The organism is Inquilinus sp. NPDC058860, assembly GCF_042743185.1.
Classification (GTDB): Bacteria; Pseudomonadota; Alphaproteobacteria; order DSM-16000; family Inquilinaceae; genus Inquilinus.
This window is the reverse complement of sequence record NZ_JBHYMS010000014.1, coordinates 26977-52677: the sequence shown is the minus strand read 5'-3', so window position 1 is coordinate 52677 and position 25701 is coordinate 26977. Positions and strand designations below refer to the sequence as shown.

Below are 25701 nucleotides of genomic sequence, written 5' to 3'. Positions count from 1 at the left end.
GGAGTTCGGGAATGAGCGAAAAGCTGCGCCTCTATGTCGGTTACGATTCGCGCGAGGACATCGCGTGGCAGGTCTGCCGTCATTCGGTGCTGCAGCACGCGTCGAAGCCGGTCGAGGTCTCGGCCCTGAAGCTGCCGGAGCTGCGGGCGCAGGGCATCTACACCCGCCCGGTCGACACGCTGGGCTCGACCGAGTTCACCTTCAGCCGCTTCCTGGTCCCGGCGCTGGCCGGGTACCAGGGCTGGGCGGTGTTCTGCGACTGCGACTTCCTGTGGTTCGCCGACATCGCCGACCTCTTCGCCCAGGCCCGGGACCGCTACGCGGTGATGGTCGTGCAGCACGACTATCAGCCGAAGGAGGCGGTAAAGATGGACGGCAAGCCGCAGGCGGCCTATCCGCGCAAGAACTGGTCCAGCCTGATGCTGTTCAACTGCGGCCACCCGGCCAATGCGACGCTGACGCCGGAGGTGGTGAACCGCGAGACCGGCGCCTTCCTGCACCGCTTCCAGTGGCTGGCGGACGACCAGATCGGCTCGCTCGACACCGGCTGGAACTGGCTCGAGGGCTGGTACCCGAAGCCGGCGAAGGGGTACCCGCAGGCGGTGCACTACACCCGCGGCGGCCCGTGGTTCGAGAACTACCAGGACGTCGACTACGCCCAGGAATGGCGCGACGCCGCCGCCGAGGTCCAGCGGCTGGGGATCCACGCCTGAGGCACGACCTGTAGATCTGTCGCGTTGCGTCGTTGCCTCGTTCCGGAGACTATGCGGGAGCTTCGCCGCGTGCGGGGCGGCTCCGGGCAGATGAGGCAGTACAGTGACGACCGTCTATACGATCGGCTATGAGGGAACGGACATCTCCCGTTTCATCGAGACCCTGAAGATCATGGGGGTTGAGGTGCTGGCGGATGTCCGTGCGGTGGCGATATCGCGGAAGCCGGGCTTCTCAAAGACGGCTTTGCGAACTCGCCTGGAAGCCGAAGGCATCGCCTACCGGCATTTCGTTGATCTCGGAGACCCTAAGCCGGGGCGAGAGGCCGCTCGTGCTGGTCGGCATGCTGAATTCCAGCGCATCTACACGACTCATTTGGACGGCGCGGGGCCGCAGGAGGCATTCCAATCTCTTGCGGATGTCGCCTCGCAGGGTGCAACCTGTCTCTTGTGTTTTGAGCGCGACCCGAAGGGCTGCCATCGGACAATCATCGCCGATCGGCTGAAAGCCCACGGGATGTCTGTATTTGATCTCTTCGGTGATTTGCCAAGCCGCTATGAACGGTACGGTACGAAGCAGCCGGGTGGTTATTCTCGTCAAGGCGCTGCCGCAGCCTAGCAAGACTTATGGCGAGACCGTCTGCTGCGCGGGGGTGACCGCCAACAGGCAATGGAAGCGTCTTTTCCCTGTCCGCTTCCGGCATCTTAAGGGTGAGAGCAGCTTCAAACGTTGGGATTGGGTGGCGTTCGGCTTTCGTCGACCGACGTCGGACACGCGCGCGGAGAGCTGCCATATTCATGAAGATAGTATCGTCGTTGATGGCAGCCTTCCTGAGCGAGAGCGCGTCGCACTCCTGACCCCGATGATCGTCGGCTCTGGCAAAGAGGCGGCCGAACGGGGCCAGTCGTTGGCTCTTGTCCGGCCAAGGAATACTCGCTTCATCTACAAGCGAAAGACTGCCGTGGAAATCGAAGAAGAGCGGGAGGCCTACCGCCATGCCGCACGGCAGGCCCTATTGTTCGATAAGGAACTTGCCGAGCTTGAGCCATCCCCATTCGAATTCCGATTTCAGTTCGAGGACGACAGCGGCAAGCACGACTATCAAAACGGTGATTGGGAAGCTCACGCCATGTTCTGGCGTCAGCGCCAGAGAACCAGTGAAGCCGATGCCTTGCGCTGGATGGCCGACATATTCAATGACGAGTATCCTCGCGCAGGCATGGCCTTTGCGATCGGCAATCAAGCCAAACGCCCTCAGACTTGGCAGCTTCTCGGCGTGATCCGGCTGGACGTAGCGACACAGGGGGAATTTGCCCTGTAGCTACGGCATCGCTCGGCTCACACGACCCCCTTCGCCTCCACCACGCTCCGCCAGCCTTCGGTGATCGGCAGCAGCAGAGAGGCGGCCTGGGGCAGGAACTGCTCGGCGAAGAAGCGGGCATGGGCCAGCTTGGTCGCGCGGAACTCCGGATCGTCGTCCTCGGCCAGCGCCGCCCGGGCCATCAGCCAGCCGCCGGCCACCAGGCCGAACATCCGGAGGTAATGCACCGCGCTGGCGGCGACGGCGGCCGGGTTCGATGGCGCGGTCTCGACCACCCAGTCGGTCGCCGCCATCAGCGCCGCCAGGCTCTCCACCAGCCGGTCGCGGATCGGCGCCGCGCCCGGGGCCAGCTCCGCCTGGGTCCGCGCCATCTCCTCGAACAGCTGCCGGGCGGCGACGCCGCCGTCCCGCGCCACCTTGCGGAAGACCAGGTCGTTGGCCTGGATGCCGTTGGTGCCTTCGTAGATCGGGGTGATCCGGGCGTCGCGCAGGAACTGGGCGGCGCCGGTCTCCTCGATATAGCCCATGCCGCCATGCACCTGGATGCCGGTCGAGGCGACCTCGCAGCCGACATCCGTGCTCCAGCCCTTCACCACCGGCGTCAGCAGGTCGACCCGGGCCTGGGCGCGGGCGCGTTCGATCGGGTCGGGATGGCCGCGCGCCAAGTCCAGCGCGGCGCCGGCGCTGTAGGTCAGGGCCCGCGCCGCCTCGGTCAGGCAGCGCATCGACAGCAGCATGCGGCGGACATCGGGATGGGCCGCGATCGGCGCGCCGTTCTCCACCCCGATCGGCTTGCCCTGGACCCGGGTGGCGGCATAGGCCTCGGCCGCCTGGGTGGCGCGCTCGGCGATCGCCACGCCCTGCAGGCCCACGGTCAGCCGGGCGTTGTTCATCATCGTGAACATGTACTCGATGCCGCGGTTCTCCTGGCCGATCAGGAAGCCGGTGGCGCCGCCGGCGTCGCCATAGGCCATGACGCAGGTCGGGCTGGCATGGATGCCCAGCTTGTGCTCCAGGCTGACGCAGCGCAGGTCGTTGCGCTCGCCCGGATTGCCGTCGGCGTCCGGCAGCAGCTTCGGCACCAGGAACAGGCTGATGCCCTTGATCCCGGCCGGCGCGTCCGCCGTGCGGGCCAGCACGAGATGGACGATGTTATCGGCCATGTCGTGGTCGCCATAGGTGATGAAGATCTTCTGGCCGGTGATCCGGTAGCTGCCGTCGGCCTGCCGCTCCGCCTTGGTCCGCACCGCGCCGACATCTGATCCCGCCTGCGGCTCGGTCAGGTTCATGGTGCCGGTCCAGACGCCGGAGACCAGTTTCGGCAGGTAGGTCCGCTTCTGCTCGTCCGAGCCGTGCGCCTGCAGCGCCTCGACCGCGCCCTGGTTCAGGACCGGGCACAGGCCGAAGGCCAGGCTGGCCGACTGCCACATCTCCGACACCGCCATCGCCACCGCCCAGGGCAGGTCCTGGCCGCCCCATTCCGCCTCGAAGGGCAGGGCGTTCCAGCCGCCGTCGCGGTACCGGGCATAGGCCTCGCGGAAGCCGGGGGCGGTGCGCACCACGCCGTTCTCCAGCCGGGCGCCCTCGCGGTCGCCGATCGCGTTGAGGGGAGCGATGACCTCGGCCGCCAGCCTGCCGGCCTCCTCCAGCACCGCCTCGACCAGCTCCGGCGTCGTCTCGCCTTTACCGGGCAAGGCGGCGATACTGTCGAGGCCGACCAGATGCCGCAGCACGAAGCGCATGTCGGAGATCGGCGCGGCATAGGCGGTCATCGGACGACTCCCTGGCTTCCGGTCTGGTTCGAGTTTCCGTTTACGTAAAGGGGAGATTTCACCGAACCGGCGCCCAAATCAAGCCCCAGCCGCTTGTCGAGGAAGCTCAGGGCGCGGAGCTCGGCATCGTCGACCGGGGTCCAGCTCGGGCTCAGCGCCGGCGGGTCGGCGATCGGCTGGGCCCGGTCCAGCATCGCCGTGGTCGGGGCCGTGAAGTCGAAGTTGTGCTGCATGCCGGGATAGACGATCAGGCTGACCGCGGCGCCCTTGGACAGCCAGGCGTCGAACAGCGTGTCGCAGGCCGCTGCCGGGGTCACGCTGTCGGCCGCCCCCATCAGCACCAGGAGCGGCGTGTCGCCGACCGGCTGGGCGTCGGTCATGTACTGGTTGCAGCGGGGGTAGAGTGCGATCGCCGCGGCGAAATGCGGCGCCGTCTTGGCGATCAGGGACTGGCGCATCGTCGCCGCGGCGGCGACGGCGGTGGTGCCGCCCTGGGACCAGCCGAGCACGGCGATCTGCTTGGGATTGATTTCCTTGCGGGTCTGCAGGTATTCCAGGGCACCGACCGCGTCCTTGACGCGCAGCTCGACCGGGATCGTCGACAGGCCGACCGAGGCGATCTCGCGATAGCCGCGCGGAGTGTAGCTGTCGACCAGGAACATGGCATAGCCGCTGGCGGTCAGCCGGGTCGCCCAGCGGTCATGCGCCGGGGCATAGCCGCCGGAGCCGTGCAGCCCGACCACGGCCGGGAAGGGGCCCGCGGCCTTGGGCAGGAACAGGCGTCCGGTGATCACCTCGCCGGACAGGCTCTTGAACATCACGGTCTCGGCCGGTGCCATGCCCTGGGCCCGGGCAGGCCGGTGCAGGACCGGCCCGACGGCCAGCAGCAGGATCGCGATGCACAGGCGAAACATGCTCAATCCGCCCCTCCGTGCGGCAGTGTTCCACGACTCGGTTTTCGAGGGAACCTCGTCCTGTATGAAGCGTTCCCCAAATGCATTGCCTCGTCGGGCCGATGCAGTCGGAGAGATGAAATGACCGCACAGACGCCGGTGCGGGACGTTCGGATCGATTTCTTCCGTGGTCTCGCGCTGATCATCATTTTCGTCAACCATATGCCCGGGAACATTGCAGGAATGTTCACGCCGCGGATGTATGGGTTGAGCGACGCGGCGGAGATCTTCATCTTCCTGGCCGGCCTGTCCTCGGCGATGGCGTTCGGCCGCAGCTTCGGCCGGGCCGGGTTCCTGGCCGGGCTCGGCCGGGTGGCGCAGCGCGTCTGGCAGCTCTACCGCGCCCATATCGGCCTGTTCATCCTCATCTGCGGCGTCATCGTCGTGGCGAACCGGATGTTCGCCGAGCCGAACTACATCTCCCGCCTCGGCATCGACCGGTTCTTCCAGGACCCGGGCGGGTCTCTGGTCGCCCTGCTGTCGCTGCACTACGTGCCGAACTATTTCGACATCCTGCCGCTCTACATGCTGCTGCTGGCGGCGATCCCGGCCATGGTGCTGCTGGCGCGCCTCTCGCCGGCCCTCGTGGTCGCGACCTCGGCGGTGCTCTATGTCGGCGCCATCGTGGGCGACTGGAACCTGGTGGCGGATGCCACCACCGGCCGCGGCTGGTTCTTCAACCCCTTCGCCTGGCAGGTCCTGTTCGTCGCCGGCTACGGCTACGGCGCCGGCTGGTTCGAGGTGCCGCAGGCGACGCGCAGCCGCATCACCGTGGCGGTGATCTATCTCGTCTTCTGCGCCGCGCTGGCGCTGTCGCTGGTGCGGCTGGACGGCGGCCTGTTCGCCGGCATGCGCGACATCCTGGAGCCGCTGGCGCGCAAGACCGATGTCGGTCCGCTGCGCCTGCTGCATTTCTTCGCCCTGGCCTATGTCGTGGTGTCGCTGCTGCGCGCCGCGCCGGGCCTGATCACCCCGCGGGGGGCGGAACCGGTGGCGATCATGGGCCGGCACTCGCTGTCGGTGTTCCTGCTCGGCATGGCCCTGTCCTTCGTCGGCGGCATCGTCCTCGACCAGACGGGCGCCGGGCTGCTGCCGCATCTCGTGGTCAATCTCGGCGGCATCGCCCTGCTCTGGGTCTGGGCCAGGGGCGCCGCCTGGTTCAATGGCCAGCCCTGGAAGCGCGGCCGCGATGCCGCGTCCCGGCCGGTCCCGGCCCATCGGACCCGGTCTGCCCGCACGCAGCCGATGCCGGCCCCGGCGATGGTCCGGCTGCGCCTGGCTCCGCGGCGGGCGCTGTAGCCGGACCCGCGATACCGGGCCGCATCGGCCTTTCGGTTCCGCCCAGTCGATCGACGGAATGATCTGTGTCGCCCGTGTATTGAGGCGGAAGGGGCGCCGGACATCGAAAGTCTTCCCGCCGCCCTGTGGGTAATTCCAGGGTTCGCCGTGAAGTTGCCATGGAATTGCCTTAATTGGAAAACGGCGTGCCGACTGGGGAAGGCTTGGTCGGCTGGAGATGAATATGGTTGCCGGTTCGTTGGGGTCTCGACTCTCTCGGGTTGGTATCGTTGGAATCTTGGTCGCCCTGGCGGCCTGCGGGCCGACCCCGAGCGAGATGCAGCTGAACTACGCCTCGCAGCAATGCTCCTATGGCGATCCCTATGCCTGCGACTCCGTCGGCCCGCTGTCCTACCAGGCCCAGGCGGAGCGGCAGCAGCAGGACACCAACACCGCTCTGGCGGCCGGCCTGCTGGCGGTCGGCGGCATCGCCCTCGGCGCGGCGCTGGCCGATGACGATGACGGCTATCGTCACCACCGCCACTATCGCGGCGGCTGGGGGCGTCGCGGCCACTGGTGAGGCGGACGCGGCCGGGACGACCGCGCCCGGCCGCTCCTCTCAGTCGTAGCTCAGCTTCGGATACCAGTCGGTGCCCCGGCCCTCCGGCGTGCAGTCCAGCACCATCCACAGCGGCGCCGGGTCGGGGGCGCCGCGCGGATCCTGGCCCGGATCGGCGGTGGCGCCGGTCATCTCGCCGGCCCAGAAATGGCGGATCGTGCCGTCGCGCCGGATGAACACGTTCAGCGCCGGGATGTCCGATCCGTCGGGCGCGACGCCGAAGTAGTCGCGCGAATAGGCCCCGTTCAGGTCGCTGTAGAGGCGCAGGTCGCGCCAGCCGCGCTCGCGCTTCCAGTCGGCCAGCCGCGCGAAGGGCGAGCGCGCGACCACGGCCAGCGAGACGCGCTGGCCGATATCGGCGGCGTTGCCTTCCCAGGCCCCCAGCAGGTTGGTGCACATCGGGCAGGGGCGCTCGCGCTGCGGCCCGAACATGTAGCTGTAGACCACCAGCGTCTGCTTGTCGCCGAACAGGCCCGCGAGATCGATCGGACCATCGGCGCCTTCGAAGCGATAGTCGCCGGTCACCGCGCCGCCGGGCGGCAGGGCGCGGCGCTGGGCGGCGACCCGTTCGATATGGCGCCGCAGCTCGATTTCCTCGGCCAGCAGCGCGGTGCGGGCGGCGCGGTACTCGGCGCTTTCGTTGGGAATGCGGACGGGGTTGGCACGGGCCAGCTCGGCCGCGGGAGTCAGAGTCTTCGCGTCCATCGGGAGGTCCTCCACGGGTTGACGTATCTTGTCGTCGGCGTGGGGCGGGATTCGACAGCGGACGACTCCCGGACCTGAACCGGATGGATCATCGTTCGCTCCCTAGGGGCGTGGGGCCGCGGCGCGGCGCAGCCGGTCGTTGATCGCGGCGCCCAGGCCGGATTCGGGGATCGGCGCCACGGCGATCGTGCCGGCGCCGGTCTTGTCCAGCGCCCGCAGCATGGCGAACAGGTTGGCCGCCGCCTCGGCCAGGTTGCCCTTGTCGCTCAGATTCATCACCTTCGGCCCGCTGCGCAGGTCGGGGCCGAAGGTCAGCAGCACCTCGTCCGGCCCGATCGCGCTGGCGTTCAGCCGCACCTGCGCCCGCGGGGCGTAGTGGCTGGCCAGTTGGCCGGGCGAGGCCGGCCGCTCTGGATCCTTCTCCGGCAGGGCGATGGGGCCCAGCAGGGCGGTCAGCTCCTCGATCGTCACCCCGCCGGGGCGCAGCAGCACCGGCCGCTCGCCGGTCAGGTCCAGCACCGTCGATTCCAGCCCGACGGCGCAGCGCCCGCCGGCCACCACCAGCGACACCCGGCCGGACAGCCCGTCCAAAACATGTTGTGGAGTGGTCGGGCTGACAGCGCCGGAGACATTGGCGCTGGGCGCCGCCACCGGCCGGCCGACCGCGGCCAGCAGGCGTCGCGCGGCCGGATGTGCCGGCACTCGGATCGCCAGGCTGTCCAGCCCGGCGGAGGCCAAGAGTGATGCCGGGCAGCCGTTGCGCCGCGGCAGCACCAGCGTCAATGGTCCCGGCCACAGCGTCTCGGCCACCCGCCGGGCGCGATCGTCGAACAGCACCAGATCCTCGGCCTGCTCGGCATCGGCCAGATGGCAGATCAGCGGGTTGAAGCTGGGGCGTCGCTTGGCCTCGAAGATCGCGGCCACGGCCCGGTCATCGGTGGCGTCGCCGCCCAGCCCGTAGACCGTCTCGGTCGGGAAGGCGACCAGGCGGCCCTCGCGCAGCAGCGCCGCGGCGCGGGCGATGCCCGCCGGGCCGTCATCGACGATCTCGGTCTTGATCGGGTCGGTGTCCATGCCCGCTCTAATAGCCCGATCCGCCGCCGGGGTGCCAATGCGCTCAGGGGGAGGCCGCCATCTCCCGGCCGGAGATCTCATGTTGCGCTGCAGCAAAAGCCGGGCGACACTTCCGCGAAACGGAGGGTGCGAATGGCCGGTCGGACGATCACCGTGGCGCAGCAGAAGGGCGGGGCGGGGAAGACCACGCTGGTCGCGCATCTCGCCGCCGCCTTCGTCCGTTCCGGCCTCACGGTCGCGACCGTCGACATCGATCCGCAGGGCAGCCTCAGCCGCTGGGTCGACGCGCGGGGCGACGACCCCGGTTTCACCCATCTCAGGATCACCGGCTGGCGGGTGCCGGCCGAGGTCGACCGGGCGCGGGCCAAGCACGACCTGGTGCTGATCGACAGCCCGCCGCATGCCGCCTCCGACGCCCGCATCGCGGTGCGGGCGGCGCAGCTGGTGCTGGTGCCGATCCAGCCCAGCCCGATGGACCTCTGGGCCACTCAACCGACGCTCGACCTGGCGGCGGAGGAGAAGGTACCGGCCCGGATCGTGCTGAACCGGGTGCCGCCGCGCTCCAGGGTCGCCGATGCGCTGGAGGCCGAGATCGGCCGGCTCGGCATCCCGGTGCTGCCGGCCCGGATCGGCAACCGCACCGGCTTCGCCGCGGCGATGCTGTCCGGCCGCACTTTGGTCGAGGCCGCGCCGGCGACCAAGGGGGCGGAGGAGATCGCGGCTCTGGCTGCCGCCCTTCGCGCGTAGGCTTGCCCCCGCCTGCGTTTCCGGCGAGGCTGCGGCCTCCGCCCGAAGCCCCGAGTCCGCGCCATGACCGCCGATCCCTTCGTCGCCTTCGCCGAAAGCCTCGCCGATGCCGCCCGCCCGGCGGCGATGCGCTGGTTCCGCACCGGGCTCGCGGTCGAGGACAAGGCCGACGACTCACCGGTGACCATGGCCGACCGCTCGGTCGAGCAGCTGATGCGGCAGATGATCAACGGCCGCTACCCCGATCACGGCATCCTCGGCGAGGAGCATGGCCGCGAGGGCCTCGACCGCGACCTGGTCTGGGTGCTGGACCCGATCGACGGCACCCGCGCCTTCATCGCCGGCGTGCCCCTGTTCGGCTCGCTGATCGCCCTGGTCGAGAAGGGGCAGCCGCGGGTCGGCGTGATCGAGATGCCGGCGCTGGGCGAGCGCTTCGTCGGCCATGCCGGCCAGCCGTCGCTGGCCGACGGCAAGCCCTGCCGAACCCGCGACTGCGGCGGCCTCGGCAACGCCATCCTCACCACCACCTCGCCGGAGGTGTTCTCGGGCGACTCCCTCGAGGCCTTCGCGCGGCTGGCCGGGGCGGTGAAGCACCGGCGCTACGGCCTCGACTGCTACGGCTATGCCCTGGTCGCGCTGGGCTGCATCGACCTGGTGATGGAGCGCGGCCTGCAGCCCTACGACTACATGGCCCTGGTGCCGGTGATCGAGGGGGCCGGCGGCGTCATCACCGACTGGCAGGGCCGGCCGCTCGGGCTCGACTCCTCGGGCGAGGTCCTGGCCGCCGCCACTCCGGACCTGCATCGGGCGGCGCTGGACGTGATCGGCCGCGGCTGATGCCGCGCCTGTACTTCGCCGGGCCGCTGTTTTCGGCCGCTGAGCAGGTATTCAACGCCGTGCTGGCGGAGCGGATCGAGGCGTTGGGCTTCACCGTCTTCCTGCCGCAGCGCGACGGGGTGGAGAGCAGCCGCGAGCCCTGGGCGTCGATGCCGCCGGAGCAGCGGCGCCGGGCGATCTTCGAGATCGACCGCGACCAGGTCTTCGCCTGCGACGTGCTGCTGTTCGTGCTCGACGGCCGGGTGCCGGACGAGGGCGCGGCGCTGGAGCTCGGCATGGCCTATGCCCACCGCCAGCTGGCCAAACCCGGGCGCCGGCTGGTCGGGCTGCACACCGATTCCCGCGCCGCCTTCCTCGGCGCCAAGCTGAACCCGATGCTGGCGATGCCGCTCGACGCCGTGTTCGACGACGCGGATGCGCTGCTGGGCTATCTCGCGGGCATCCGCTGAGCGGCACGGCCGCCGGGCGGCTTCGTCCGCGGCCCGCCTCACTGCGGTCCTGAGCCCGTCGAATGCTCACGATTGATAAACAACGTCGATCATTCGATCGGAAGTATCGATTTGAACATGGCGCCTCGCCTGTCGCATCGTGGCCGCGGTGTCACGGTCCGATCCGGGCCCGGCCCCCAGAGTTCCGCGAGACCAGACGGGCTCAGCCCTTCGCCATCCCGCCGGACCGCCCGGCGATCCCGCCGCGGCGGCGGATCGGACCGGCTCTTCTCCAAGGGAGGAGACTGGAATGGCCAAGATCGTTTGCGTTCTCTACGACGACCCGGTGACGGGCACCCCGACCTCCTACGCCCGCGACGACCTGCCGAAGCTCGAGCGCTATCCCGGCGGCCAGACCCTGCCGACGCCGAAGGCGATCGATTTCGTCCCCGGCACGCTGCTGGGCAGCGTCTCGGGCGAGCTCGGCCTGCGGCGCTGGCTCGAATCCCTCGGCCACACCCTGGTCGTCACCTCCGACAAGGACGGCGCCGATTCCCGGCTGGACCAGGAGCTGCCGGACGCCGACGTGGTGATCTCGCAGCCCTTCTGGCCGGCCTATTTGACGGCGGAGCGCATCGCCAGGGCGCCCAAGCTGAAGCTGGCCCTGACCGCCGGCATCGGCTCCGACCATGTCGACCTGCAGGCGGCGATCGACCGCTGCCTCACCGTGGCCGAGGTCACCTACTGCAACTCGATCAGCGTGGCCGAGCACGTGGTGATGATGATCCTCGGGCTGGTGCGCAACTACATCCCCTCCTACCAATGGGTGGTGAAAGGCGGCTGGAACATCGCCGACTGCGCGGCCCGGTCCTACGACATCGAGGGCATGCATGTCGGCACGGTGGGCGCCGGCCGGATCGGCCTCGCCGTGCTGCGTCGGCTGAAGCCCTTCGACGTGCATCTGCACTTCACCGACCGGCACCGCCTGCCGGAGGCGGTGGAGCAGGAGCTGAAGCTGGACTGGCACCCGACGGCGGAGGACATGGTCAAGGTCTGCGACGTGGTCACCATCAACGCGCCGCTGCACCCGGAGACCGAGAACCTGTTCGACGCCGCGATGATCGCCAAGATGAAGCGCGGCGCCTATCTGGTGAACACCGCGCGCGGCAAGATCTGCAACCGCGATGCCGTCGCCGCGGCGCTGGAGAGCGGCCAACTGGCCGGCTATGCCGGCGACGTCTGGTTCCCGCAGCCGGCTCCGGCCGACCATCCCTGGCGGACCATGCCGCATCACGGCATGACGCCGCACATCTCCGGCACGTCGCTGTCGGCCCAGGCCCGCTACGCCGCCGGCGTGCGCGAGATCCTGGAGTGCTGGTTCGAGGGCCGGCCGATCCGCGAGGAATACCTGATCGTGGATGGCGGCAAGCTAGCGGGCGCCGGCGCCCATTCCTACAGCGCCGGCAACGCCACCGGCGGCTCGGGCGAGGCCGCCCGGTTCAAGAAGCCTGCCTGAGCCCGTGCGGCCGGCCGGCGCGGTCCGCACCGGCCGGTCCCCGGCGGTTTGACAGCCCGGGGCAGGGCGCGCGAAGGTTCCGCGCCACTGCTCCGAGGGCCCCATGCGCATCACCCGGATCGCCGTCCATCAGGTCGACCTGCCGCTGCACGAGGGCAGCTACAGATGGTCCGGCGGCAACGCCGTCGCCGTGTTCGACAGCACCCTGGTGCGGATCGACACCGATGCCGGCCTGACCGGCTGGGGCGAGGTCTGCCCGCTCGGCCCTGCCTACCTCCCGGCCTATGCCGCCGGCGCCCGCGCCGGGCTGCGCGAGCTGGCGCCGGGGCTGATCGGGCTCGACCCGCGGCAGCTCGGCGTGCTCGACCGCCATCTCGACCGGTCGATGCGCGGCCATCCCTATGTCAAGTCGGCGATCGACATCGCCTGCTGGGACATCCTCGGCAAGGCCGCCGGCCTGCCGGTCTGCGACCTGCTGGGCGGCCGCTATGGCGACGATTTCGCCCTCTACCGCGCCATCAGCCAGGAGAGCCAGGAAGCCATGGCCGCGCGGGTCGCGGAATACCGCGCCCAGGGCTACGCCAAGTTCCAGCTCAAGGTCGGCGGCGACCCGGACACCGACATCGCCCGCATCCACGCCGTGGCCGCGAAGCTGCGGCCGGGCGACGTGCTGATCGCGGACGCCAACACCGGCTGGCTGATGCACCAGGCGGCGCGGGTGGTCGACGCCGTGCGCGATGTCGACGTGTACATCGAGCAGCCCTGCCGCAGCTACGAGGAGTGCCTGACGATCCGCCGCCGCACCGCCCGGCCCTTCGTGCTGGACGAGGTGATCGACGGGCTGCCGGCGGTGCTGCGCGGCGTGGCGGACGGCGCCATGGACGTGATCAACCTGAAGATCTCCAAGGTTGGCGGCCTGACCCGGGCGAGGCAGATCCGCGACCTCTGCGCCGCCCTCGGCATCGCCATGACCATCGAGGACACCTGGGGCGGCGACGTCGCCACGGCGGCGATCGCCCATCTCGCCCATTCGACCCCGCCGGAGCTCCTGTTCTCGGCGACCGACTTCAACTCCTACGTCACCGTCTCGACCGCACCCGACGCGCCGCGCCGCAGGCACGGCCGGATGGCCGCCGGCACCGCGCCGGGCCTGGGCGTGACCCCGGACCCGGCGGTGATCGGCGATCCGGTCTTCGTGGTCGAGTAGGAGGCCGGCTCACCAGCCGTGATAGTACGGGTGGTAGTAGTAGTGGTGGTAGTAGACCGGGTGCGGATAGGCGGGATAGACGACGCAGCCGGCCAGGGTGGAGGCTGCGATCAGGGCCGCACCGGTCTTGAGCAGGCGGGCGGAGAGACGCGACATGGCGAACATCCTCTGCTGACGTCCGCGCCCGATGGGGACGCGGTGTCGTTTCCACGCCTCTGAGATTTCGTCCCGTCGTCAGTATCTGTCATCTTACGATAAGTTCATTCAAAGGATAGCGCGTCTCCGTGTGGGTGTCAGATCGCCGGAGAGTTCAGATATGATGAATAATTTGAAAGGTTGGAACGGTTGAGAAGTCCGATTGTTATTTCGGGTCTTTCGATCGCCTGTCCCTGATTTGGGCGAAATTGAGGCGATCAGCTCTTCATCGTCTTCGGTGTCTCGAACGCCACCAGCCGCCCGCCCGGGCCGGTCTCGGCCCAGCGCTCGACCGGCAGCTCGATTACCGCCAGGCCGGCAGTCGGATATTTCTCCGCCAGCCGGGTCCGTGCCGCCGCGTCGCCCGTGGTCGCCAGCCGGCGCGCCAGCTGTTCCAGATCCGGGTTGTGGCCGACCAGAAGCACCGTCGCCGCCTCATCCGGCGTCCGGCGCAGCCGGGCCAGCACCCCGGCGCCGCCGGCCAGGTACAGGCCGCGGTCGAAGCGGGTCTCGGGGGCGGCGCCCAGCGCTTCGAGCGCCAGCGCCAGCGTCTGCCGGGCACGGGCGGCGGTCGAGCACAGCACTAGGTCCGGCATCGGTCCGTGCGCCTTCAGCCAGGCGCCCATCCGGGGCGCGGCGTCGCGGCCGCGCGCCGCCAGCGGCCGGTCGTGGTCGGCCAGGGTCGGATCGGCCCAGTCGGATTTCGCGTGCCGCAGCAGGATCAGGGTCTTCATCGCGCCTCCTCGCGGGCCTACCCTCGCGCAACATCTGGCGCCGCGTCCAGGCGCGAGGCACCATGCGGCGATGCGCCCGTTATGCCGGGCTGCGGGCCGAGGAGACGGACATGACCGACGGACTCTATTTCGCCAAGGGCCAGCGCGAGCACCGGCTGCTGCTCGGCCTCGGCAACCGCCACGGGCTGATCGCCGGCGCCACCGGCACCGGCAAGACGGTGTCGCTGAAGGTTCTGGCCGAAGGCTTCAGCCAGGCCGGCGTGCCGGTCTTCGTCGCCGATGTGAAGGGCGATATCGCCGGCATCAGCCAGCCCGGCGCGGCCAACCCCAAGATCGAGGAGCGCGCCAAGGCGCTCGGCCTCGGCGAGCTCACATACCAGGGCTTCCCGACCGTGTTCTGGGACCTCTACGGCAAGCAGGGCACGCCGGTCCGCGCCACGGTGGCGGAGATGGGGCCGCTCCTGCTGTCCCGCCTGCTGCAGCTCAACGACACGCAGGAGGGCGTGCTCAACATCGCCTTCAAGGCGGCGGACGAGGAAGGGCTGCTGCTGCTCGACCTCAAGGACCTGCAGGCGCTGCTGGCCCATATGGCCGAGAACGCGTCGAAGTTCACCGGCGTCTACGGCAACGTCTCCAAGGCCTCGGTCGGCAGCATCCAGCGCCAGCTGCTGGTGCTGGAGCAGCAGGGGGCGGAGGCCTTCTTCGGCGAGCCGGCGCTGGACCTGCTCGATCTGATCCGCACCGGTTCGGACGGGCGCGGCGTGATCAACGTGCTGGCGGCGGAGACGCTGATCCAGGCGCCGCGGCTCTACGCCACCTTCCTGCTCTGGCTCTTGTCCGAGCTGTTCGAGCGCCTGCCCGAGGTCGGCGACCCGGACAAGCCGAAGCTGGTGTTCTTCTTCGACGAGGCGCATCTGCTGTTCGACGATGCGCCCAAGGCGCTGGTCGAGAAGGTCGAGCAGGTGGTGCGGCTGATCCGTTCCAAGGGCGTCGGCGTCTATTTCGTCACCCAGAACCCGATCGACGTGCCGGACAAGGTGCTGGCCCAGCTCGGCAACCGGGCGCAGCACGCGCTGCGCGCGTTCACCCCGCGCGACCAGAAGGCGCTGAAGGCCAGCGCCGACACCTTCCGCACCGAGGCCGGGCTCGACGTCGCCCGCGCCCTGCAGGAGCTGGCGGTGGGCGAGGCGCTGGTCTCCTTTCTCGACCCCAAGGGCATTCCCGAGGTGGTCGAGCGGGCGCTGGTCTGCCCGCCGGTCTCCCGCCTCGGCCCGATCACCGACGCCGAGCGCCAGGCGGCGATCGCGGCCGGGGGGATGGGCACGAAATACGCCACCGCGGTCGACCGCGACTCCGCCTATGAGAAGCTGAGCGCCAAGGCGGCCGACGCGCAGCAGGAGGTGGCGGCCGCCGCGGAGGCCAAGACCCAGGCGAAGGCCGAGGCCAAGGGCCAGGTCAAGGAAAGCCCCAGCATGGCCGAGAGCATCTTCCGCGACGTGATCCGCAACGCCGGCAGCTCGGTCGGCACCCAGCTCGGCCGCAGCCTCGGTCGCAGCGTCGGCGGCTCGGGCGCCAGCACGCTCGGCGGCACCATCGGCCGCGCCGTGGTCCGCGGCATCCTCGGCTCGATCTTCGGCGGGAGGCGCTGAGGCGAAGCGTCCGGAGGGAGGGGCGGGGAGCCCGGCCGGCGACCACTGTCACCAAACTGCAGTAGCTTCCGGGTACACGGGTGGGCGGCAGCAGGAGGCAGGCACATGGCTGAACTGAAAGACACCGAGACCCGCAGCTGGCTCGAGATCGAACTCGAGGACGACATGGACGAGGAGCTCGAGCAGGCGCTCGACGACGCCCGCGTCCCGCCGGAGCTGCGCGCTCTGCTCGAGAGGCGCCAGAAGAACACCCTCGACCGGCACACCTATTTCAACGAGCTGCTGCGCCTTCAGGGCGAGCTCGTGAAGCTGCAGGACTGGGTGCACCACAAGGGCCTCAAGATGGTGGTCCTGTTCGAGGGCCGCGACAGCGCCGGCAAGGGCGGCGCCATCAAGCGCATCACCCAGCGCGTCAATCCGCGCACCTGCCGGGTGGTGGCTCTGCCCGCCCCCTCCGACCGCGAGAAGACCCAGTGGTACTTCCAGCGCTACGTGCCGCACCTGCCGGCTGCGGGCGAGATCGTGCTGTTCGACCGCAGCTGGTACAACCGCGCCGGCGTCGAGCGCGTCATGGGCTTCGCCAACGAAGGCCAGGTGGAGGATTTCTTCCGCGACGTGCCGGAGTTCGAGCGCATGCTGGTGCGCTCCGGCATCATCCTTGTGAAGTACTGGTTCTCCATCACCGACGAGGAGCAGCAGCTGCGCTTCCTCATGCGCATCCACGACCCGATCAAGCAGTGGAAACTCTCGCCCATGGACCTGCAGTCCCGGGTGCGCTGGGAGCAGTACACCAAGGCCAAGGAGGCCATGTTCGAGCGCACCAGCATCCCCGAGGCGCCCTGGCATATCGTGGAAGGCAACGACAAGAAGCGAGCGCGCCTGAACTGCATCTCGCACCTGCTCTCGATGGTGCCTTACGGGGATGTGCCGCATGAGGAGATCACGCTGCCGGAGCGGATGTTCGACCCGAACTACGAGCGTCGCACCTTGCCGGCCGAGCTCTACGTGCCCCAGCGCTACTGACGTGGCGCTTCCGGTCCGGGCTTGTGTATAGTGGCGCTGAGATCGGCCTGGTAAGGGCTTGATATTACAGTTTTGTTGCGATCGATGAAGGTTCGGAGGCGACCCGTGAGCATGTTGCAGAGCACCGCCGAGGCCGTGTCCGCCGAGGCGCCGGAGGCCGTCCGCGCTCCCGCCCTGCCCGCGATCCCCGCGGATTCGCCCGACCGCTTCATCAACCGGGAGCTGTCCTGGCTGGCCTTCAACCAGCGCGTCCTGGAGGAGGCCTACAACACCCGCTACCCGCTCCTGGAGCGGCTGCGCTTCCTGTCGATCTCGGCCTCCAACCTGGACGAGTTCTACATGGTCCGCGTCGCCGGGCTGAAGGCGCAGGTCGCGCTCGGCGTCGTCTCGCCGAGCCAGGACGGGCTCAGCCCGGCGCAGCAGCTCGGCGAGATCAGCATCCGGGTGCAGGAGCTGATGCGCGACCAGCAGCATTGCTGGCGGGCGCTGAGCGAGGAGCTGCGCGCCGCCGGCATCGCCGTGGTCGGGCAGGACGAGCTGACCAGGCCGGAGAAGGCCTGGCTCGAGGAGCGCTTCCTCAACGAGATGTTCCCGGTGCTGACGCCGCTCGCCATCGATCCGGCGCATCCCTTCCCCTTCATCCCCAATCTCGGCCTGTGCCTGGCGTTGACCCTGGTCAACAGCGGGGAAGAGACGCAGGACGAGATGGACGCGATCGTACCGCTGCCGCCGCAGCTCGACCGCTTCACCCGCCTGCCGGGGTCGCCGATCCGCTTCGTGCTGATCGAGGACGTGGTCAAGCTGTTCCTCGACCGCCTCTTCCCCGGCTACACGCCGGTCGCCAGCGGCGTGTTCCGGGTGATCCGCGACAGCGAGATGGAGATCGACGAGGAAGCCGAGGACCTGGTCAAGACCTTCGAAAGCGCGCTGAAGCGCCGGCGCAAGGGCATCGTCATCCGCCTTGCCGTCTCCGCCGACGTGCCGGATTCGCTGCGCCGCTTCGTCTGCGAGAAGCTGAAGGTGAAGGAGGACGACGTCTTCGCCATGGACCGGCTGCTCGGCCTCAGCGACACCAGGAAGCTGATCGTCGACGAGCGGCCGGAGCTCTTGTTCTCGCCCTACAACGCCCGGTTCCCGGAGCGGGTGCGGGATTTCGGCGGCGACAGCTTCGCCTCGATCCGGGCCAAGGACATCGTCGTCCACCACCCCTATGAGAGCTTCGACATCGTCGTGCAGTTCCTGCGCCAGGCGGCGCGCGACCCCGACGTCGTGGCGATCAAGCAGACCCTGTACCGCACCTCGAAGGACTCGCCGATCGTCCAGGCCCTGGTCGAGGCGGCGGAGGCTGGCAAGTCGGTCACCGCGATGGTCGAGCTGAAGGCCCGTTTCGACGAGGAGGCCAACATCCGCTGGGCCCGCGACCTGGAACGGGCGGGCGCCCAGGTGGTCTACGGCATCATCCATCTGAAAACCCACGCCAAGGTCTCGATGGTGGTGCGGCGCGAGCAGGGCGGCCTGCGCACCTACACCCATTTCGGGACCGGCAACTACCACCCGATCACCGCCAAGATCTACACCGATCTCAGCTTCTTCACCTGCGACCCGGCCCTCGGCCGCGACGCCGCGGCGGTGTTCAACTACATGACCGGCTACGCCAAGCCGGCGAAGCTGGACAAGCTGTCGATCGCGCCCCTGTTCCTGCGCAGCCGGATCATGGAGCTGATCGAGGCCGAGATCGACAACGCCAGGGCCGGCAAGCCCGCCCAGATCTGGGTCAAGCTGAACGCCCTGGTCGACGCCAGCATCATCGACAAGCTCTACCAGGCCTCGCAGGCCGGGGTGGAGATCGACCTGGTGATCCGCGGCATCTGCTGCCTGCGTCCCGGCGTGCCCGGCCTGTCGGAGAACATCCGGGTGCATTCGATCGTCGGCCGCTTCCTCGAGCACGCCCGCATCCTGTGCGTCGCCAACGGCCAGAAGCTGCCGTCCCGCCAGGCCAAGGTGTTCCTGTCCTCGGCCGATTGGATGCCGCGCAATCTCGACGGCCGGATCGAGAGCCTGGTGCCGCTCGAGAACGCGACGGTCCGCCAGCAGGTGATGGAGCAGATCATGCTGGCGAATCTGAAGGATGAATCGAACACCTGGATGCTCGACCCCGATGGCCGCTATCATCGGCTCGACGCGCCGGAGGATGCCTTCAGCGCACACATGTACTTCATGACCAACCCCAGCCTGTCCGGCCGGGGCAGCGCGCTGAAGGATGCGAAACGGGCCCCGCGCCGCCTGGTCAAGCCCGCGGAATAAGGATCAGAGGCTCGGTGTTCCGTATCGGACCGATCGTGCCGTCCCGGCCGGGGCGGGTGGGCGTCATCGACATCGGCTCGAACTCGATCCGCCTCGTCGTCTATGACCGGGTGACCCGGTCGCCCGTTCCGGTGTTCAACGAGAAGGTGATGTGCGGCCTCGGCCGCGGCCTCGGCCAGGCCGGCCGCCTGTCGCCGGAGGGCGTGGTCCAGGCGCTCGACAATCTCTCCCGCTTCACCCGCCTGCTCGAAGGCATGGGCGTCGACCGGGTCGACGTGCTGGCCACCGCGGCGGTGCGCGAGGCCGAGGACGGCGCCGATTTCGTCGCCGAGGTCGAGCGCCGCTGCGGCCTGCCGGTCACTGTGATCAGCGGGGTGGAGGAGGCGCGGCTGTCCGCGCTCGGCGTCCTCTCCGGCATCCGCGACGTCGACGGCGTGATGGGCGATCTCGGCGGCGGCTCGCTCGAGCTGGTCGGCCTCGACCGCGGCGAGATCGACGAGCAGGTGACCCTGCCGCTCGGCCCGTTCCGGCTGATGGACGAGACCGGCGCGCGCAAGGAGGCGCGCAGCGTCGTGCTCGACACGCTGGGCCAGCAGGACTGGCTGCCCGCCTATGCCGGCCGCAGCTTCTACCCGGTCGGCGGCGCCTGGCGTGCCATCGCCAAGCTTTACATGGAGCGGGTGAACCACCCGCTGCACATCATCCACCAGTACACGGTGCCGACCGGGGCGTTGGCCGATTTCGTCGGGCTGGTGGCGAAGCAGAGCAAGGGGGCCCTGTCCGGCGCCTCGATCTCCCGCCGCCGGGTCGAGATGCTGCCGATGGCGGCGCTGGTGCTGGAAGGCGTGCTGAAGACGCTGAAGCCGGCGCGGGTGGTGTTCTCCGCCCTCGGCCTGCGCGAGGGCCATCTCTACGACCTGCTGCCGCCGGAGGACCAGGCGCGCGACCCGCTGATCTTCGCCGCCGCCGAGCTGGCGCACCGGCTCGACCGCTTCGGCCATGCCGAGGTGGTGGCGGAATGGACCCGGTCGGTGTTCCCGGAGGAGACGGCGGACGACGCGCGGCTGCGCCAGGCGGCCAGCCTGCTCTCCGACATCGGCTGGTTCGAGCATCCCGACTATCGCGCCGAGCACGCCTGGCTCCGGGTGCTGCGCATGCCGGTCGCCGGGCTCGACCATGCCGAGCGCGTGTTCCTGGCGGCCGCAGTCTATGTCCGTTACGGCGGCAGCCTCGGCGACGCGCTGACCGGTCCGGTGCTGGAGCTGCTGACCGAGGGGATGCGCAGCCGGGTGCTGCTGCTCGGCCAGGCCCTGCGCCTGGCCCACACCCTGACCGGCGGTGCCACCTCGCTGCTCGAGCGCACCAGCCTCACGGTCTCGGGCGAATCGGTGGTGCTGACCCTGCCGGCCGACGAGGAGGCGCTGACCGGCCTCGCCGTCGACCGCCGGCTCGACGCCGTCGCCAAGGCCCTGGGCAAGCCCGGCCGCGTCGTGATCGAGGAAACGCGCCGGGCGGCGGGGTAGGGCGAAGTCCGTGGCGTAATGACGTCGACACTACGGTCGTGCTATGATGGCTGGACCCGTAGGAGGCCGAGCCATGCCCACGCCGCGCGCCGCGTCCAGCAAGCGTGAAACGCTGAACATCCGCATCAAGCCCGAGGAACGCAGCCTGATCGACCGCGCGGCGAAGGCGCGGGGGAAGAACCGCACGGACTTCGTGCTGGACGCCGCGCGTGCAGCCGCTGAAGAGGCGCTGCTCGACCAGACCATCATTTTGGCCAGCCCCGAAGCCTATGCCGCGTTCCTGGCCCGGCTGGACATGCCGCCCCAGCCCAATGAGCGGCTGCGCCGGACGATGCAGACCAAGGCTCCCTGGGACAAGGCATGACGATCTCGGCGCCCGAGCCGCTGGCACCGGATCATGATGTCGAAGCGTTCGGGTCGGGCGTCGAGAGCCTGGACAACTGGCTGAAGCGCCGGGCCCTCAAGAACCAGACGACCGGCGCGTCCCGCACTTTCGTCGCCTGTGACGGTCGTCGCGTGCTGGCCTACTACGCCCTGGCATCGAGCGCGATCGCTATCGACGCCGCGCCCGGCAGCTTCCGCCGCAACATGCCGGACCCGATCCCGGTGGTCGTCCTCGGCCGGCTCGCGGTGGACCGGTCCCGTCAGGGCGGGGGCCTCGGCCGCGCGCTGGTGAAGGACGCTGGCCTGCGTGTCATCCAGGCGGCCGACATCATCGGGATTCGCGGCATGATCGTGCATGCGTTGTCGGCCGAGGCCAGGGCGTTCTACGAGCGGATCGGCTTCGAGCCGTCGCCGCTCGATCCGATGACGCTGATGCTCCCGCTGGCCGACCTGAAGGCGAGCCTGTAACCGGCCATCTACGGCGAGGGCGCGTTCAGGCCTCCACCACCTCGAATGGCCGGTCGTGCGTCAGCGTCGGCAGGGCCGCGCGGGCGGCGCGGACGCGATCGAGGTCGAGATCGGCCAGGATCGCCCCAACCTCGGTCCCGGCATCGGCCAGCACCTCGCCCCAGGGCGATACGATCAGCGAATGGCCCCAGGTGCGGCGGCCCAGGTGATGCGTGCCGGTCTGGGCCGGGGCCAGGACGAAGCAGCCGGTCTCGATCGCCCGGGCCCGCAGCAGCACCTCCCAATGCGCGGCGCCGGTGGCGCAGGCGAAGGCGGCGGGCACCGCCAGGATCTCGGCCCCCGCCTTGGCCAGGGCCCGGTGCAGCTGCGGGAAGCGCAGGTCGTAGCAGATGGTCAGCCCTAGCCGGCCGCCGCCCGGCAGCCGCGCCACCACCGCGGTGCCGCCGGGCGCGAACTGCGCGCTCTCGCGATGCACCTCGCCGTCCGGCAAATCGGCGTCGTAGAGGTGGATCTTGTCATAGCGGGCCAGGATCGCCCCATCGGGGCCGAGCAGGTAGGAGCGGTTGGCGAAGCGCGGCCCGTCCGTGCGCACCACGGCGGAGCCGAGCAGCAGCGCCGTCCCGGTCTCCCGCGCCAGGGCGCGGTAGCCGGCCAGCGCCTCGTGACGCTCCTCCGGCTGCGCCCGCTCGCGCAGCAGCGCCGGGTCCTCGATGATCGCATCCGCCACCTCCGGCAGGGTGATCAGCGTCGCGCCGCGGGCGGCGGCGTCGCGGATCAAGGGGCCGGCGGCGGCGAGGTTGGGGCCGACCTCGGGGCCGACATTCAGCTGGATGCAGGCGGCGCGGATCACGGTCATTTGACCACCCGGACGTTCCAGTAGCGCGGCGCGTCGGCCGGCCAGACCTTGAAGCCTTCGATTCGCTTGGCCACGGCGTAGTCCGAGGCGTGCAGATACAGGCTGGCGGCCGGCACCTCCTCGGTGAACAGCCGGCCGATCCGGTCCAGCACCGATTGCATCTGCGCCCGGTCGGTGGTGGCGTTGGCCTGGGCCAGCAGGTCGATGGCGCGCGGGTCCTTCCAGATCTTGCGCGGCTGCGGCCCGATGATCCGCTCCCACTGGCCCAGCGGGTCTAGCCGCGGCGAGTAGGAGAAGGACTGGGTCTGGAACTTGCCGGTCTGGTACGCGTCCAGCTGGGCGGTCCATTCCAGCACCTCGAGCTCGATGTTCAGCCCGACGCTGCGCAGCATGTCCTGCATCAGCACGCCGCAATCATACATCTCGGCATAGCGCTTGTTCGCGGTCATGACGATGCGCTGGCCCTTGTAGCCGGCCTCGGCCAGCAGGGCCTTGGCCCGCTCCGGGTCGTAGGGCAGGGCGTCGGTCTGGGCCTGGGAGTGGTAGGGGCTGAACTCCGGCACCGGCGTCGCCTGGAATTTGGAGCCGCCGAAGGTGACGGCCTCGGCGATGGCGGCGCGGTCCAGCGCCATCACGATCGCCTGCCGCACCCGCCTGTCCTGCAGGATCGGATCCTCGGAGTGCAGGATCAGCGCCTCCCAGCCCGGGGTGATGCTGGACTGCACCGCGAAGGCCGGATTCTCCCGCAGCTGGATCCGGTCCTGCGATTCCAAGGGCGCGGTGTCCAGCGCGCCGGCCTGCAGCGCCGTCAGTTTCGCCGCCGAATCCGGCATGACGTTGAAGCGGACCTTGTCGACGAACACCTCCTTGCGGCCGACATAGCCGCTCATCGCGTCGTCGCGCGGGGTGTAGCCGTCGAACCGGGTCAGCTCGATGTACTGCCCGGGCCGCCAGTCGGACAGGATGAAGGGGCCGGTGCCGACCGGCTTGTCCCAGCTGCCGTCCGGCTTGACCGAGGACGGATGCAGCACCGGCGTGCCGCCGCAATCCATCCGCGCCAGGTTGTACAGGAACCCGGCGCTCGGCCGGTCCAGGACATAGACCACGGTGTCCGGGTCCGGCGCCGTCACGCTCTCGACCTTCAGCCCGTTGTCGCCGGTGTAGACGTCGCGGCAGCGCCATTTCGTGGCCGGGTCCATCAGCCGGTCCCAGGACCATTTCACCTCGGCCGAGGTCATGGTGGCGCCGTTCTGGAACCTCACCCCGCGGCGCAGGTGGAAGGTGTAGGTCCTGCCGTCCGGCGACACGTCCCAGCGATCGGCCAGCATCGGCCCGACCTCCAGGTCCTCGCGGAACCCGACCAGCCCCTCGACGATGTGCTGGTGCACGATGTCGGTGGCGCCGTCGCGGTCGACGCCGGGATTGGTGCTGCGGATGTCGGCCGACAGCACGGTGCTGATGGTGCCGCCGCGTGGCGGCGTCTCGGCTGCCGCGGGGAGGGCCGCAAGCGCCGCCGCCGTGGCCAGAAGCATGAGCCGGTTCATTCTGCCCCCTGTTTGTGGTTATGAGCCGAAAGTGGGTGCCCGGCCGGGGCCGAGCACGTCGTGGAAGAAGTCGCGCGCCCGCTCCGCCACCGCCGCGAAATCATGGGCGGCGCCGGGGATGATGTCGTGCCGCACCGCCAGGCCATGGGCCTGCAGGTTGCGGCGCAGGCTGGTCAGCCGGGCGATGCGGTTGGCCCCGGCGCGGTTGGCGTCCTCCATCCAGTGCCGGCTGCCGGGGCGGTGGGTGATCGACGCCGTCTCCAGGTCGCTGTCGCCGATCGCCAGATGCACCGGCACCCGGCGCATCGTCTCCAGATCCGGGGCGCGGCCAAACAGCCGCTCCATGTCGCGCGTGCCGACCCACCAGTCGCGCTTCGGGTCGATCAGCGTGACCGATCCCGGCGCGCCGATCGACACGGCGCGCAGCCGCTCCGGATGCAGATACAGGAAGCGGTGGGCGAAATGGGCGCCACCGGAGAAGCCCGCCAGGCAGAAGCGGTCGAAGCCCAGGCCGGTGCGCGCCTCGGCCTCCGCCACCATGGTCAGCAGCAGCCGGTCGTACCGGATGTCGCCCTCGACCATGTATTTGTAGCCGTCCTCGTTGCCGTCGCCGAGCGGGTCGGCCGGGAACAGCGGCGCCAGCACCACGGCGCCGTGCCAGCGGGCGAAGTCGGCAAAGGCGTCGCGGCTCGACTCCACGCCCCGCAGGCTGCCATGCACCGACACCAGCAGCGGCACCCGGTCGGTCCCGCGCAGACGGGGCGGGACGAACAGGCTGTAGCCGAAGCGCGGATCGGCCCGGCAGGAGAGCAGGGGCGTGGTGCCTGTCCGACGCGGACCGGCCGGCGCAGGCCGCACTGCCGCTCCGGGACCCGCCGCACGCCCGGTTTCGAGATCCGCCTTCGGCACGCCGCCATCGGCCATCTGGCATTCTCCAAAATTGGCGCCAATTTTTCCGTGACGATAGACGTCAAAATCGCGGACGACAACCCGGCATGCTACAAGGGCCGCAAGCAGGCGCAGAACGAGACACCGAAGAAGATGAAGCGGCAGGGCATGGACCGGGGGCGGGTCGAGACGCTGGTCGAGGCGATCCGGGACGACATCCTCTACGGCGTCTACCGGGCCGGGGAGTGGCTGAAGCAGATCGACCTGCAGGAGCGCTACGAGGCCAACCGCTTCGAGGTGCGGCAGGCGCTGGTCGAGCTGAAGAACCGCCGGCTGGTCGAGCACAAGGTCAACAGCGGCTTCCGGGTGGCGGCCCCGGACCCGGAGGAACTGCTGCATCTGAAGGCGGTGCGGACGATCCTGGAGACCGGCGCGGCGGAGCCGGTGGTGGCGCGGGCGACCGCGGCCGACCTGGCGGAGCTCGGCGACATCGCCGCGCGCTTCGAGCAGGCGATCGAGACCGCCGACCCGCCGACCCGGACCGAGCTGAACTACGCCTTCCACCGCCGGCTCTACGACATCGCCGGCAACCCGGTGCTGGCGGCGCTGATCCACGACATGCGCGAGCGCGGCCAGTCCGGCACCACCGGCCGCTGGTTCACCCTGGCGGGCTTGCGCCTGAGCGCGCAGGAGCACCACGCCATGGTCGCCGCCATCCGCGCCCGCGACGCGGCGGTGCTGCGGCAACTGATCGACCACCACATCAACCGGCGGTGAGGGCCCGAACAGAAAGGGCCCAGCCGTTGCCGGCTGGGCCCTGTCTTGGTGGAGCCAAGGAGGATCGAACTCCTGACCTCTACAATGCCATTGTAGCGCTCTCCCAGCTGAGCTATGGCCCCGAAACTCTGGGCGACGCGTCCGGCGTGTTTTCCGGGTGGCGTCGGCGGGGGCGGATATTATTCAAC

Annotated in this window: 26 protein-coding genes and 1 tRNA gene; 17 read left to right on the top strand and 10 right to left on the bottom strand. The window is 69.6% G+C overall.

Annotated features, from left to right (window positions below; genetic code table 11):
- Positions 1 to 11: 11 nt before the first annotated feature.
- The 3 genes from ACFW16_RS12015 (at position 12) to ACFW16_RS12005 (ending at position 2032) form a co-directional block, all read left to right on the top strand.
- Positions 12 to 713: a hypothetical protein gene (locus tag ACFW16_RS12015; protein WP_380305128.1), complete on the top strand. Its 702-nt coding sequence runs from the start codon at positions 12 to 14 to the stop codon at positions 711 to 713.
- Between the two features lie 103 nt (positions 714 to 816).
- Complete coding sequence (locus ACFW16_RS12010; RefSeq protein WP_380305126.1) at positions 817 to 1329, top strand: DUF488 family protein; 513 nt, start codon at positions 817 to 819, stop codon at positions 1327 to 1329.
- Positions 1295 to 2032 carry a hypothetical protein gene (locus tag ACFW16_RS12005; protein ID WP_380305124.1) on the top strand — a complete coding sequence of 246 codons (738 nt, stop codon included), beginning with the start codon at positions 1295 to 1297 and terminating at the stop codon, positions 2030 to 2032. Before ACFW16_RS12010 ends, ACFW16_RS12005 begins: the two co-directional genes overlap by 35 nt.
- Before the next feature lie 17 nt (positions 2033 to 2049).
- On the opposite strand, the gene ACFW16_RS12000 is transcribed toward ACFW16_RS12005, so the two are convergent.
- Together ACFW16_RS12000 and ACFW16_RS11995 are read right to left on the bottom strand one after the other, a co-directional pair.
- Entirely contained in the window at positions 2050 to 3804 is a 1755-nt protein-coding gene (locus tag ACFW16_RS12000; RefSeq protein ID WP_380305122.1) for an acyl-CoA dehydrogenase, read from the bottom strand.
- The gene (locus tag ACFW16_RS11995; protein ID WP_380305304.1) at positions 3801 to 4718 is read right to left on the bottom strand and encodes a dienelactone hydrolase family protein; all 918 of its coding nucleotides are present in this window, start codon (positions 4716 to 4718) and stop codon (positions 3801 to 3803) included. Before ACFW16_RS11995 ends, ACFW16_RS12000 begins: the two co-directional genes overlap by 4 nt.
- 120 nt (positions 4719 to 4838) lie before the next feature.
- Here ACFW16_RS11995 and ACFW16_RS11990 point away from each other — a divergent pair, with 120 nt between their 5' ends.
- Positions 4839 to 6056 (top strand): OpgC family protein, encoded by a 1218-nt coding sequence (locus ACFW16_RS11990; protein ID WP_380305120.1) that lies wholly within the window; start codon positions 4839 to 4841, stop codon positions 6054 to 6056.
- 277 nt (positions 6057 to 6333) lie between these two features.
- Positions 6334 to 6615: a hypothetical protein gene (locus ACFW16_RS11985; protein ID WP_380305118.1), complete on the top strand. Its 282-nt coding sequence runs from the start codon at positions 6334 to 6336 to the stop codon at positions 6613 to 6615.
- Between the two features lie 39 nt (positions 6616 to 6654).
- Here ACFW16_RS11985 and ACFW16_RS11980 read toward each other — a convergent pair whose 3' ends face one another.
- Both ACFW16_RS11980 and ACFW16_RS11975 read right to left on the bottom strand, forming a co-directional pair.
- Positions 6655 to 7359 carry a DUF899 family protein gene (locus ACFW16_RS11980; RefSeq protein WP_380305116.1) on the bottom strand — a complete coding sequence of 235 codons (705 nt, stop codon included), beginning with the start codon at positions 7357 to 7359 and terminating at the stop codon, positions 6655 to 6657.
- Between the two features lie 102 nt (positions 7360 to 7461).
- Complete coding sequence (locus ACFW16_RS11975) at positions 7462 to 8433, bottom strand: L-threonylcarbamoyladenylate synthase (RefSeq protein WP_380305114.1); 972 nt, start codon at positions 8431 to 8433, stop codon at positions 7462 to 7464.
- A gap of 132 nt (positions 8434 to 8565) precedes the next feature.
- Here ACFW16_RS11975 and parA point away from each other — a divergent pair, with 132 nt between their 5' ends.
- The 5 genes from parA (at position 8566) to ACFW16_RS11950 (ending at position 13168) form a co-directional block, all read left to right on the top strand.
- Entirely contained in the window at positions 8566 to 9180 is a 615-nt protein-coding gene (gene parA / locus ACFW16_RS11970) for a ParA family partition ATPase (RefSeq protein ID WP_380305112.1), read from the top strand.
- Positions 9181 to 9243: 63 nt separating this feature from the next.
- On the top strand, positions 9244 to 10017 hold the full coding sequence (hisN, locus tag ACFW16_RS11965) for a histidinol-phosphatase (RefSeq protein WP_380305110.1): 774 nt from the start codon (positions 9244 to 9246) through the stop codon (positions 10015 to 10017).
- Positions 10017 to 10466 carry a nucleoside 2-deoxyribosyltransferase gene (locus ACFW16_RS11960; protein ID WP_380305108.1) on the top strand — a complete coding sequence of 150 codons (450 nt, stop codon included), beginning with the start codon at positions 10017 to 10019 and terminating at the stop codon, positions 10464 to 10466. The genes hisN and ACFW16_RS11960 overlap by 1 nt, the downstream gene beginning before the upstream one ends.
- A gap of 289 nt (positions 10467 to 10755) precedes the next feature.
- A complete protein-coding gene (locus ACFW16_RS11955; protein ID WP_380305106.1) occupies positions 10756 to 11961 on the top strand; it encodes an NAD-dependent formate dehydrogenase in 1206 nt (401 codons plus the stop codon).
- A 103-nt stretch (positions 11962 to 12064) separates the two neighbouring features.
- Positions 12065 to 13168, top strand: coding sequence for a cis-3-hydroxy-L-proline dehydratase (locus ACFW16_RS11950; RefSeq protein WP_380305104.1), 1104 nt, complete (start codon positions 12065 to 12067; stop codon positions 13166 to 13168).
- 9 nt (positions 13169 to 13177) lie between these two features.
- Here the strand turns inward: ACFW16_RS11950 and ACFW16_RS11945 are convergent, their stop codons facing one another.
- Both ACFW16_RS11945 and ACFW16_RS11940 read right to left on the bottom strand, forming a co-directional pair.
- On the bottom strand, positions 13178 to 13324 hold the full coding sequence (locus ACFW16_RS11945; protein ID WP_380305102.1) for a hypothetical protein: 147 nt from the start codon (positions 13322 to 13324) through the stop codon (positions 13178 to 13180).
- A gap of 257 nt (positions 13325 to 13581) precedes the next feature.
- Positions 13582 to 14097 (bottom strand): SixA phosphatase family protein, encoded by a 516-nt coding sequence (locus ACFW16_RS11940; RefSeq protein WP_380305100.1) that lies wholly within the window; start codon positions 14095 to 14097, stop codon positions 13582 to 13584.
- A 110-nt stretch (positions 14098 to 14207) separates the two neighbouring features.
- On the opposite strand from ACFW16_RS11940, the gene ACFW16_RS11935 reads away from it, so the two are divergent.
- The 6 genes from ACFW16_RS11935 to ACFW16_RS11910 all read left to right on the top strand — a co-directional run bounded on the left by ACFW16_RS11935 (position 14208) and on the right by ACFW16_RS11910 (position 21448).
- Complete coding sequence (locus ACFW16_RS11935) at positions 14208 to 15746, top strand: helicase HerA-like domain-containing protein (RefSeq protein ID WP_380305098.1); 1539 nt, start codon at positions 14208 to 14210, stop codon at positions 15744 to 15746.
- Positions 15747 to 15851: 105 nt separating this feature from the next.
- Positions 15852 to 16769, top strand: a complete 918-nt coding sequence (gene ppk2 / locus ACFW16_RS11930; protein WP_380305096.1) for a polyphosphate kinase 2 — start codon at positions 15852 to 15854, stop codon at positions 16767 to 16769.
- A gap of 111 nt (positions 16770 to 16880) precedes the next feature.
- Positions 16881 to 19073, top strand: coding sequence for an RNA degradosome polyphosphate kinase (locus ACFW16_RS11925; RefSeq protein ID WP_380305302.1), 2193 nt, complete (start codon positions 16881 to 16883; stop codon positions 19071 to 19073).
- 14 nt (positions 19074 to 19087) lie between these two features.
- Positions 19088 to 20596 (top strand): Ppx/GppA family phosphatase, encoded by a 1509-nt coding sequence (locus ACFW16_RS11920; RefSeq protein WP_380305094.1) that lies wholly within the window; start codon positions 19088 to 19090, stop codon positions 20594 to 20596.
- Between the two features lie 73 nt (positions 20597 to 20669).
- The gene (locus tag ACFW16_RS11915) at positions 20670 to 20960 is read left to right on the top strand and encodes a DUF1778 domain-containing protein (protein ID WP_380305092.1); all 291 of its coding nucleotides are present in this window, start codon (positions 20670 to 20672) and stop codon (positions 20958 to 20960) included.
- Positions 20957 to 21448 (top strand): GNAT family N-acetyltransferase, encoded by a 492-nt coding sequence (locus tag ACFW16_RS11910; RefSeq protein ID WP_380305090.1) that lies wholly within the window; start codon positions 20957 to 20959, stop codon positions 21446 to 21448. Before ACFW16_RS11915 ends, ACFW16_RS11910 begins: the two co-directional genes overlap by 4 nt.
- A gap of 25 nt (positions 21449 to 21473) precedes the next feature.
- Here the strand turns inward: ACFW16_RS11910 and ACFW16_RS11905 are convergent, their stop codons facing one another.
- From ACFW16_RS11905 to ACFW16_RS11895, 3 genes are read right to left on the bottom strand one after another with little or no spacing between them, the layout of a single operon-like run.
- The gene (locus ACFW16_RS11905; RefSeq protein WP_380305088.1) at positions 21474 to 22304 is read right to left on the bottom strand and encodes a carbon-nitrogen hydrolase family protein; all 831 of its coding nucleotides are present in this window, start codon (positions 22302 to 22304) and stop codon (positions 21474 to 21476) included.
- On the bottom strand, positions 22301 to 23848 hold the full coding sequence (locus ACFW16_RS11900; protein WP_380305086.1) for an ABC transporter substrate-binding protein: 1548 nt from the start codon (positions 23846 to 23848) through the stop codon (positions 22301 to 22303). The genes ACFW16_RS11905 and ACFW16_RS11900 overlap by 4 nt, the downstream gene beginning before the upstream one ends.
- Before the next feature lie 18 nt (positions 23849 to 23866).
- Entirely contained in the window at positions 23867 to 24772 is a 906-nt protein-coding gene (locus tag ACFW16_RS11895) for an alpha/beta hydrolase (RefSeq protein ID WP_380305084.1), read from the bottom strand.
- Between the two features lie 33 nt (positions 24773 to 24805).
- Here ACFW16_RS11895 and ACFW16_RS11890 point away from each other — a divergent pair, with 33 nt between their 5' ends.
- The gene (locus tag ACFW16_RS11890) at positions 24806 to 25513 is read left to right on the top strand and encodes a GntR family transcriptional regulator (RefSeq protein ID WP_380305082.1); all 708 of its coding nucleotides are present in this window, start codon (positions 24806 to 24808) and stop codon (positions 25511 to 25513) included.
- Positions 25514 to 25559: 46 nt separating this feature from the next.
- Here ACFW16_RS11890 and ACFW16_RS11885 read toward each other — a convergent pair.
- Positions 25560 to 25635 (bottom strand) — tRNA-Ala (locus ACFW16_RS11885).
- Positions 25636 to 25701 lie beyond the last annotated feature (66 nt).

Coding starts and splice junctions, on each gene's coding strand:
- ACFW16_RS12000 (WP_380305122.1), bottom strand. CDS start 3,804: ATGACCGCCTATGCCGCGCCGATCTCCGACATGCGCTTCGTGCTGCGG.
- ACFW16_RS11975 (WP_380305114.1), bottom strand. CDS start 8,433: ATGGACACCGACCCGATCAAGACCGAGATCGTCGATGACGGCCCGGCG.
- ACFW16_RS11900 (WP_380305086.1), bottom strand. CDS start 23,848: ATGAACCGGCTCATGCTTCTGGCCACGGCGGCGGCGCTTGCGGCCCTC.
- ACFW16_RS11950 (WP_380305104.1), top strand. CDS start 12,065: ATGCGCATCACCCGGATCGCCGTCCATCAGGTCGACCTGCCGCTGCAC.
- ACFW16_RS11895 (WP_380305084.1), bottom strand. CDS start 24,772: ATGGCCGATGGCGGCGTGCCGAAGGCGGATCTCGAAACCGGGCGTGCG.
- ACFW16_RS11990 (WP_380305120.1), top strand. CDS start 4,839: ATGACCGCACAGACGCCGGTGCGGGACGTTCGGATCGATTTCTTCCGT.
- ACFW16_RS11935 (WP_380305098.1), top strand. CDS start 14,208: ATGACCGACGGACTCTATTTCGCCAAGGGCCAGCGCGAGCACCGGCTG.
- ACFW16_RS11945 (WP_380305102.1), bottom strand. CDS start 13,324: ATGTCGCGTCTCTCCGCCCGCCTGCTCAAGACCGGTGCGGCCCTGATC.
- ACFW16_RS12015 (WP_380305128.1), top strand. CDS start 12: ATGAGCGAAAAGCTGCGCCTCTATGTCGGTTACGATTCGCGCGAGGAC.
- ACFW16_RS11980 (WP_380305116.1), bottom strand. CDS start 7,359: ATGGACGCGAAGACTCTGACTCCCGCGGCCGAGCTGGCCCGTGCCAAC.
- ACFW16_RS11940 (WP_380305100.1), bottom strand. CDS start 14,097: ATGAAGACCCTGATCCTGCTGCGGCACGCGAAATCCGACTGGGCCGAT.
- ACFW16_RS11905 (WP_380305088.1), bottom strand. CDS start 22,304: ATGACCGTGATCCGCGCCGCCTGCATCCAGCTGAATGTCGGCCCCGAG.
- parA (WP_380305112.1), top strand. CDS start 8,566: ATGGCCGGTCGGACGATCACCGTGGCGCAGCAGAAGGGCGGGGCGGGG.
- ACFW16_RS11910 (WP_380305090.1), top strand. CDS start 20,957: ATGACGATCTCGGCGCCCGAGCCGCTGGCACCGGATCATGATGTCGAA.
- ACFW16_RS11925 (WP_380305302.1), top strand. CDS start 16,881: ATGTTGCAGAGCACCGCCGAGGCCGTGTCCGCCGAGGCGCCGGAGGCC.
- hisN (WP_380305110.1), top strand. CDS start 9,244: ATGACCGCCGATCCCTTCGTCGCCTTCGCCGAAAGCCTCGCCGATGCC.
- ppk2 (WP_380305096.1), top strand. CDS start 15,852: ATGGCTGAACTGAAAGACACCGAGACCCGCAGCTGGCTCGAGATCGAA.
- ACFW16_RS11915 (WP_380305092.1), top strand. CDS start 20,670: ATGCCCACGCCGCGCGCCGCGTCCAGCAAGCGTGAAACGCTGAACATC.
- ACFW16_RS11955 (WP_380305106.1), top strand. CDS start 10,756: ATGGCCAAGATCGTTTGCGTTCTCTACGACGACCCGGTGACGGGCACC.
- ACFW16_RS11995 (WP_380305304.1), bottom strand. CDS start 4,718: ATGTTTCGCCTGTGCATCGCGATCCTGCTGCTGGCCGTCGGGCCGGTC.
- ACFW16_RS11960 (WP_380305108.1), top strand. CDS start 10,017: ATGCCGCGCCTGTACTTCGCCGGGCCGCTGTTTTCGGCCGCTGAGCAG.